Annotated in this window: 6 protein-coding genes and 1 other RNA gene; all 7 read left to right on the top strand. The window is 30.3% G+C overall.

From position 1 onward, the window contains the following. Positions 1–240 precede the first annotated feature (240 nt). The 7 genes from ssrA to NG904_RS11015 all read left to right on the top strand — a co-directional run bounded on the left by ssrA (position 241) and on the right by NG904_RS11015 (position 8,820). Positions 241–572, top strand: a transfer-messenger RNA (tmRNA) gene (ssrA, locus tag NG904_RS11045). A 635-nt stretch (positions 573–1,207) separates the two neighbouring features. Continuing rightward, on the top strand, positions 1,208–1,789 hold the full coding sequence (locus NG904_RS11040) for a TetR/AcrR family transcriptional regulator (protein WP_252231653.1): 582 nt from the start codon (positions 1,208–1,210) through the stop codon (positions 1,787–1,789). Between the two features lie 649 nt (positions 1,790–2,438). Then, positions 2,439–4,478 (top strand): methyl-accepting chemotaxis protein, encoded by a 2,040-nt coding sequence (locus NG904_RS11035; RefSeq protein WP_252231652.1) that lies wholly within the window; start codon positions 2,439–2,441, stop codon positions 4,476–4,478. Between the two features lie 236 nt (positions 4,479–4,714). After that, positions 4,715–5,110 carry a response regulator gene (locus NG904_RS11030; protein WP_252231651.1) on the top strand — a complete coding sequence of 132 codons (396 nt, stop codon included), beginning with the start codon at positions 4,715–4,717 and terminating at the stop codon, positions 5,108–5,110. Between the two features lie 20 nt (positions 5,111–5,130). Next, positions 5,131–7,080 (top strand): PAS domain S-box protein, encoded by a 1,950-nt coding sequence (locus NG904_RS11025; RefSeq protein WP_252231650.1) that lies wholly within the window; start codon positions 5,131–5,133, stop codon positions 7,078–7,080. A 332-nt stretch (positions 7,081–7,412) separates the two neighbouring features. Continuing rightward, the gene (locus tag NG904_RS11020; RefSeq protein WP_252231649.1) at positions 7,413–7,988 is read left to right on the top strand and encodes an HIRAN domain-containing protein; all 576 of its coding nucleotides are present in this window, start codon (positions 7,413–7,415) and stop codon (positions 7,986–7,988) included. A gap of 22 nt (positions 7,989–8,010) precedes the next feature. Then, entirely contained in the window at positions 8,011–8,820 is an 810-nt protein-coding gene (locus tag NG904_RS11015) for a M50 family metallopeptidase (RefSeq protein ID WP_252231648.1), read from the top strand. Positions 8,821–8,940 lie beyond the last annotated feature (120 nt).

The following is an 8,940-nucleotide window of genomic DNA, read 5'->3' as shown; positions in this document are numbered from 1 at the left end:
CTCATTTTAGCATTCCTAAGTTCAATTACTCAGTCCACTTTGCTTATGCATATATCAACACTCTGCTAAAACATAGCTTAAAATTATAAAGAGAATTTTTTAATTTTAAATATAGAATCTATTTTGTGGAATTTTTGTAGTAATATGATATTTGACATTGCTTTTTTTATAATATATAATTTAGGAACAGACGAAAATTGAATATAAAAGTTTCAAACTTCGTTACTAACATGGGGGCGCTTTGGCTTCGACGGGGGTAAGAGGAGTTTGATAAGCGAGTCGAGGCAGCATGTCACCTCGTTAATCAAGTATGCAAAAAGATAAACGCAGAAGACAATTTTGCATTAGCAGCCTAATTTAGCGCTGTTCATCAGCCCGGGGTGCCCACGCTTCGGATCACTGGTGTCATTAAAGTGGGAAACGAAGTTTAGCAAAGCTTTGAGCTAAAGGGGTATTTATGAAGCTAGCAAGTATGTTGCCTGTCTATAGGCGTTCATATGAGCGAATTTTAATATATAGACTACACTCGTAGAAAGTCAGATGCATCTACTTTCGGACAGGGGTTCGATTTGTAACAAAGTCGCATTAGGGAGTGATCCTTAAGTGAAAACTTGGCTTTATCGGTGAAACCGTAGCAAGTAATGTTGTCGGCAATACCGAGAGGTATGTAAGGAAACTTAACAGCCTCGTATCGACTTATAGGTTCCTAAGGATATTATTTATTAATATTACGGAATACTAGGATAGAAGATTAAAACTATACTATGCTTCTATAATACGCCAAGAGTCTTGTAGAGATTGTCCACAAGATTAAGATATAGTCAGCACCATTAGAGATAATGGACGCCGGTGACCCCTCGCCTCCACCATAGAAAAAACTGTACATTTATTTGTACAGTTTTTTTATTTTATAGACATAAATTCATTATAAAATTCTTCTTTAAGTTTTAATAATTCATTAGAATATCGACCATTTCTCGGTGTTAACAAAGTTAAATTATTAATGAATTAAAGAGACTGTAAATGTTTAAAGACATTCTAATAATAATAATAATAAAATTGTTTTGAATACACTATATGGTTTTGGAAATAATAATCTTAAGTTCTATTTTAGTAATTATAGAAGCCAACCAAGAGTCTTACTAATGGAAGGAATGCTTAAAAAGCCACACTCATTTGAATCAGAAACTTTAAAGGGAGTATACATATGTATAATGATATATTAAAAAGAAAAGAAAAAATTATTATTACAGCCATTGATTTATTAGATGAGGCAGGAATACTTGGGTTAACCACAAAGGAGATTGCGAAAAGGCAGAAGATTACGGAGCCGGCAATATATAGACAGTTTGATAGTAAAAAAGATATAGTTATTTCTATAATTGATAGGTATGCCGAATATGATGCAGGAATACAGAGCACCATATTGGATAATGAAATGGGCAGCAAGCAGGGCATATTATATTTTACAAGCACCTATGCAGAGTATTATCAAAATTATCCTGAAATTACCACTGTTGCATTTTCTTTTGATGTATTTAGATATGATAAAGAACTTAATGAAAAAATGTGTAGAATAGTAAATGGACGATATAGTTTATTACTTGAGCTTGTAGCTAAAGGAATAGAAGGAGGCGAAATCTCCTCTCAGTTTGATAGTGTTACAATAACTGATGCTATTTTTTCTACAATATGGTCAATTACATTTTTGTGGAAGATTAATCAATATAATTTTGAGCTAAAAGAGCGAATGATAAATGTTATAGAAAATATATTAAGATACGAATGATGAAGGAGATTCCATGTCATATTTGGCAGGGAGTCTTTTTTAATGTATAGGAAATTATAGAATTTTTGAAGATTGAAAGGCTGATGAAATCTAAGGTTATGGATATATTTTTCAATTGACAATGTATAATGAACAATTGACAATTTAGGATGAAATCACAACGTGATTTCTAAATATATATTTTTTAAGAAAGCTAGTGGCTTTCAACCACAATTGTCAATTGTCAATTGTAAATTGTTCATTGAAGAGTGGCGTAGCCACTTTTTTTATTACATTGAAGTTTTTTGTTGAGTGTAAAATAGAATTTACTAGCTGATTCTTATAATATTACTATATTGGAATAGTTTTAATTATAAAGTGTGGTAGGATAAGCTATATTTACACAAATTAAATTATTAAAAATATATCGACAAATTCCGACAATTAATTTATACTTTTATATGTTAGTTAACACTAACACACTAATTGGGGAGGTGGAGAAATGTCCTATAATGGATTTAATAAAGAAACCATGGGTAATAGATAATATTTAACATTAAGCACATTCTCTATAAGATACATTTTTATATATGAGAAATGATGCAGCATACTAATATAATGCTTAAGTTCATTTTTAAGTTTAAAATCTTAAAGAAAATAGGAGGAAAAAATGAAAAGGGTTAAGATGAATATTACGAATAAAGTATTGATAAGTTTATCAGTGGTTATAATTTTATTATTTTCTATTACAGGGGTTGTAGTAAATGTTTACAATACTAAAGTGCTTGATGATAATATTAATACATCATTAAGAGATAATGCTACAATTATAGCACAAGATGTAAATACTTTTTTTGAACAAGGTGGATCTTTGGCAACACAGATGACTACAAATATGCAAATTAGAGCTTTAGCAAATGAAGTTAAAACAAGAGATACGGTTAAAAGCAACTCAAATTATTCAAATGTAATTAAAAGTCTGAAAAATATAAAAGCAACGGATAAAAATGTTGTCTTAGCATATTTAGCATTAGAAAAGGCAAATTATTTAGTAACAGATGAAGATTGGGACTGTCCTATAACATGGGATATAAATAAAAAACAATGGTATTGGGATACATTAAAAACAGGTAAATTGTACTACACACCTCCTTATGTAGATGGAGTAACTGGAAAAATGGTTATTTCTATGACTTATCCTATATTGGATGATAATGGAAAATCTGTTGGCGCTGTAGGAATAGATTATATGGTTGATAAATTGCCTGATATCATGAAACAATATAAGGTTGGGGAATCTGGGTACACATTTCTTTTAGCAAGCGATGGTACATTTATGTATCATCCAGATACAAAAAAAGTTATTGAAGATAATTTAACAAAGTATGATGGTACTGCAGGTGAAGTAGGTAAAAAAATGATTAATGGAGAAAAAGGTACTGCAGTGTATAACTTGGATAATCAGGATAGATATGTTGCATATGCTCCTGTAAAAGCAAATGGTTGGTCTGTAGCAACTGTTATATTAAAATCAGAAGTTCAGCAACAAATTAAAAGCTTCAACTTAATTTTATGCTTAACTTATTTTATAGGGTTAATAGTTTTAATTACAGTTATATATTTAGTAATTAAAATGATATTAAGAGAGATTCCTAAGCTATTAGAAGGAATAAGAAGAATTGCTGAAGGAGATTTAACTTCTAAGATTGATATTAAATCAAAAGATGAAATTGGACAGATAGCTGATGAAATTAATAATATGAACCTAAATATAAAGAATATTGTGGAGAATATAGCAACAAATAGTCAAAATGTCAGTGCCAGCGGGGAGGAACTTTCTGCAGTTATTGAGGAAATAAATAAACAATTAACAACTGTTGATGCAGGAACTCAAGAAATCGCAGCGGCTATGGAAGAAACAAGTGCTTCTGCACAAGAGATGAATAGTTCCGCCTATGTAATTAAGGACGCTATTACAAAACTTAATGAAAATGCAATGGAGGGTAATAATTCAGCAAGCGAAATTAAAGACAGGGCATTAAATATGAAATTAAGTTCAGAAGAATCAAAAAAAGTAGCATTAGATATATATAGAGAAAAAGAAGCTGCAATTTTAAAATCTATAGAAAATGGTAAAGTGGTAGAGCAAATAGGTAATATGGCTAAAATAATAGGGGGTATTGCAGCACAAACAAATCTCTTATCCTTAAATGCTGCTATAGAAGCTGCCAGAGCAGGAGAGAATGGAAAAGGTTTTGCAGTAGTTGCCCAAGAGGTTTCTAATTTAGCAGTTCAATCAGCAGACACTGTTAATAGAATCCAACAGACTGTTTACCAAGTTCAGGAGGCTTTCGAAGATATTTCTGATAATGCAAAAGGAATATTAGAATTTATAGATAAAAATATATCTGCTGATTATGATCAAATGATAGATAGATCAGAATTGGCTCTGCAGGATGCAAATAATATATCAAATGTAATAAATGAATTTTCAATTAATATGGATAAAATATCAGCTTCAGTAGAAGAACTGATGAAATCTATTGAATCGGTTTCATCTGTAGTTGAAGAAGTAGCATCCAGCACTTCAGAAATTGCTGGAAATGTTAATGATACAAAGCAAAGCACAGACGAAGTGGCAATGGTTGCTGAGTCACAAGCTAAATTAGCTCAAATCTTAAATGATATTGTAAATGAGTTTAAGGTGTAACAGTAAATATTAGCACATGATAAATAATCCAAGAAAAATTTGAGCAAACTATAACAGTAAAGCATAGAGCAAATATATACGGTGGGTTTTGGAATATCTTCCGTATAATGTTTGTTCTATGCTTATATTGTAAATGAGTATGGAAAAATCCTGAGTTAACTTTTGTAGGTTACATGAAAAGAATAGCGAGGGGGAGTCTAAGTTACTCAGTGTTCACACTTAAGGAGGCAAAAAACATGAGGTTTTTAGTAGCAGAAGATGATTATGCAAGCAGGTATTTTTTAGTGAAAATTTTGGAGAAAAACGGAAAGTGCGATACGGCAGTAGATGGATTAGAGGCAATAAATGCATATTTGAAAGCAGAAAAAGAAAAAGAACCCTATGATTTAATTTGTCTTGATATTATGATGCCTAAACTTGATGGTCTTAAAGCATTGAAAGTAATAAAGGATATAGAAAACCAGAAGGGTGTAGAAGAAAAAAAGAAAGTTAAGATGATAATCACAACTGCATTAAATGATAATCAGTCTGTTATGACTGCAGAAGAATTAGGATGTGAAGCTTTTATTTGGAAGCCCATTGACACTGAAAAATTCATCCTTATTTTAAAGAAACTTAAAATTATAGAATAAATCAGTTGGGAGATATATTTATGAAATGTGAATTGAAATTTAGAGTTATTTTTGAACATTTTGCTGATGCAATTTGTGTTGTAAAAAATGGGGTAAATATTTTTGTGAATAATTCATTTATTGATATGTTTGGATATGATCAAGAAGAGGAGCTAATTGGTAGAGAGGTTATAGAATTTATTTCGCCACAATCACTTCAGATAATAATTGATTATAAAGATAGGTGCGACAAAGAAGAAGAGGTTCCATTAGTTTTTCAATCTAAAGGAGTAACTAAATCTGGAAAGATAATTGATATTGAAGTTAAAGCATCAAATTATGAACAGAGCGATAAAGAATACATAATAATAATAGCACGTGATATTACTGAAGAAAAGATGCATGAAGAGGCGCTTCGTGAAAGTGAAGAGCTTTTTAGAAAGCTTTTTGAAAATGCGGCTATAGGGGTAGGTTTGATAAGCATAGATGGGTATCCAATTAAAATTAATGCCGCGGTAACTAGTATGCTTGGATATACGGAAGAAGAAATGAAGAAAATGAAATTTACTGAATACACTTATGAAGAAGATAAAAACAAGGATTGGGTGAAATTTAAGAATTTACTAGAGGGGAAATACCCCTATTATTTAAATGAAAAGCGGTATGTTCATAAAGATGGTCATGTAATTTGGAGCAGTACTGCTGTATCCTTTATAAGGGGTAGTAACGGAAAACCACAACATATCATAGCTATGGTACAGGATATTACGAAAAGCAAGAACGCTGAAGAAGAACTGATAAAAGCTAAAAATGCAGCTGAGACTGCTAGTAGGGCTAAAAGTCAGTTTCTTGCAAATATGAGTCATGAAATTAGAACGCCGATGAATGGAATTATTGGAATGATGGACTTATCACTTATGACAGAGTTAAACTCAGAACAAAGAGAATATTTAGAAATAGCAAAAAGTTCTACTCATTCTCTTTTGCGGGTGTTAAATGATATTTTGGATTATTCAAAAATAGAAGCAGGAAAAATGAAGTTGGAAGAGCTTCCTTTTAATTTGAAAAATGTAATGGATGAAGTGCTCGAATTATTTGATATAAATGCAAAACAAAAGGATATATATATTAAATTAATACTAGATCATGAAATTCCTAAAGTTATAATAGGAGACTATATAAGAGTAAGGCAGGTATTATCTAATCTGATAGGAAATGCGATAAAATTTACTGCTCACGGTGGAGTAGAAGTTAGTGTTACTTATGAAAATTTCTACAGCAGAGTTGTAAAAGAGAGGCTTAGTCAGGGGGTTAAGCTAAAATTTAAGGTAGCAGATACAGGCATAGGAATTCCAAGAGATAAGATGAATAAATTATTTAAAAGTTTTAGCCAAGTTGATGATTCTAATACAAGAGAATATGGAGGCACTGGTCTAGGTCTTGCCATTTGTGAAAGGTTAGTTAGTATGATGGGTGGAGATATATGGGTAGAAAGTGAAGAAGGGGTTGGAAGCGAGTTTTACTTTACTGCAATATTTAGGCTTGAAGATATAATTGACGAAAGAGCTGGAAAAATTAAAGGAGAAATGATTGATATAGAGTTAATAAATAATGTAAAGAAGAATAAAAAGGTACTGCTTGTTGAAGATGATAAAATTAGTAATAAGATTGCAATAATATTGCTAAATAAAATAGGGCTAGAAGTAACTTCAGTTGTAGATGGGAGAGCAGCAGTTGAAATACTTAAAAAAGAATTTTTTGATTTAATTCTTTTGGATATGAATTTACCATATGTTGATGGATATACCATTGCTTCCAAGATACGTGGTAAAAAGCAGCACATAAATAATGGAACTCCTATAATAGCAGTAACTGCCTATGCATTAAAGGGCGATAAAGAAAAATGTTTGAATGCAGGAATGAATGAGTATATCTCGAAACCCATTAATACAGAGGAATTTTTTGAAAAGGTTAAGAAATATGTAGAGTAATTTAGAATGTAAAATTGTAATATATCTAACTTCAGAGCGGTAAATAACCTTTCTGAGGTTTTCTTTTTATTGTTATTATGTCCTTATTATTGATGAATATAAAGCTTGGCCCGAAAACTATGAATTTTCGAGTCTTTCAGTGTATTTAGGAATAAGGCATGACCCATGTGATTTAGTGAGGATGGTTTCATAATGGGTATGTTTAGTATGGTAGCAAAAATATTTGTTATAGTTTTGACTATATTTAATGCGTTGATAGAATTAAATATTGTTCGTATAGCTATGCTAAGAATGATACTATTGCAATAAATGCTTGTAATCAAGCACTAATTATGGCATTTAAAGGTGCTTCACCAGGAATATTTAGTGATGTTATGGATGATATAATAAATGAAGAAACAAATATTCCATATGAAGAGTGGAGTGCAGTATATAGATATCGAAAGGATAACTATGGAACTTGTCTTAGAAAGATAGAATTTGCATCAGATTATACAATGAGTGATCATAAAAGATATAGTGAATTTAACAAGGAAAGTGAAACTATAGTAGAAAACAACAATGCAGATGTTTCTGAAAAGATGTGTACATGTGTTATTGGATTAAGAAATGAAAAGAGTAAAGCGGCTATTGAGAAATTAAAAGTAGGCGATATAGTTAAACTTTTAAGAGAGCCAAATAATATATATGCTAAGGATGCCATAGCAGTTTATAGTATAAATAATGAGATGTTAGGTTATATTGCAAGAGATGATGAAAAAGAGTTAGCTGAATTTATTGATAGAGAAGCTGAGCATGAAGCTAGTGTTACAAGTGAGAGTGGGGGAAATAGATCAAACTATGTAGTTAATATTCAAGTAACCAAAGTTAATATCGCCTCATACACAAGTAATAATTTCAATAAATGAAACTACATATAGTTTAAGAATATTGCCCATAGGCGGATATATTAAAATACAGGGAGAAGTAGAAAATACTGAATCGCAAAGTAGTTTTTTACATCTATCTACTATTAGAAAAATAAGTATTGTACTTTCAGGGATATTAATTACATTAGTAGTATTAATAATTGTAAATATTAGTGTTATACATATTGATGGATATAGGAAAACAACAATTAATAATAATTTCAAAGTGCAAGATTCAAATAATATTTTTATGCAAGGTGATGAGATTTTAAAGGTAAATAATACTGAGGTTAATTTGGGTGAAGATATTATATATAAAATAGCATTATCAAATAAAAAAGAAGTGGACTTTTTAATAGAGAGAGAAGGTGAAAAGAAACATATAAGTATAGACAATTTAGAAGAGGAAAAAGATTTAAAAACATTTAAGTCAGCATTAGAGAAGATGGACAGCCCTTCGGTGATGGAAAGTATTAAAATTGGATTTAATAAAACTTTAAATTTAACTGGCGATACATATAAGCAATTTGGAAGAATGCTTACCAAAGATATAAACTTAAAAAATTATTTAAGCGGCATATTTAAAACAGTTGAAATTTCTACAGAAACAGGAAATATAGGTGTTAATTTTGTATTAAACTTATTAATTTATATAGGAATTATTTTTATTTCGTTTAATTCATTACCAGTTCCATTATTTGATGGAGGAAAGTTATGGATAGAATTATTTCAGGGAGTAACAAGGAAAGAGATTTCACGAAAAGTACTTATGTTAATGGAAATGATAAGTTTTATAGCAATATTGATAATAATTATTTTCATAGTAATATAATTATATAGTATGAAACTCACGAAAATCTAATTTGGATTTTCGTGAGTTATTTTAGTTTTTAGATATTTTAAGGAAATTTTATCTTAAGTAGTATCTTCTTAAGTAATATCTGAGTGTATA

Source organism: Clostridium sp. ZBS15, from assembly GCF_023845705.1.
Classification (GTDB): domain Bacteria; phylum Bacillota; class Clostridia; order Clostridiales; family Clostridiaceae; genus Clostridium; species Clostridium aquiflavi.
This window is presented reverse-complemented; position numbering and strand designations above follow the sequence as displayed.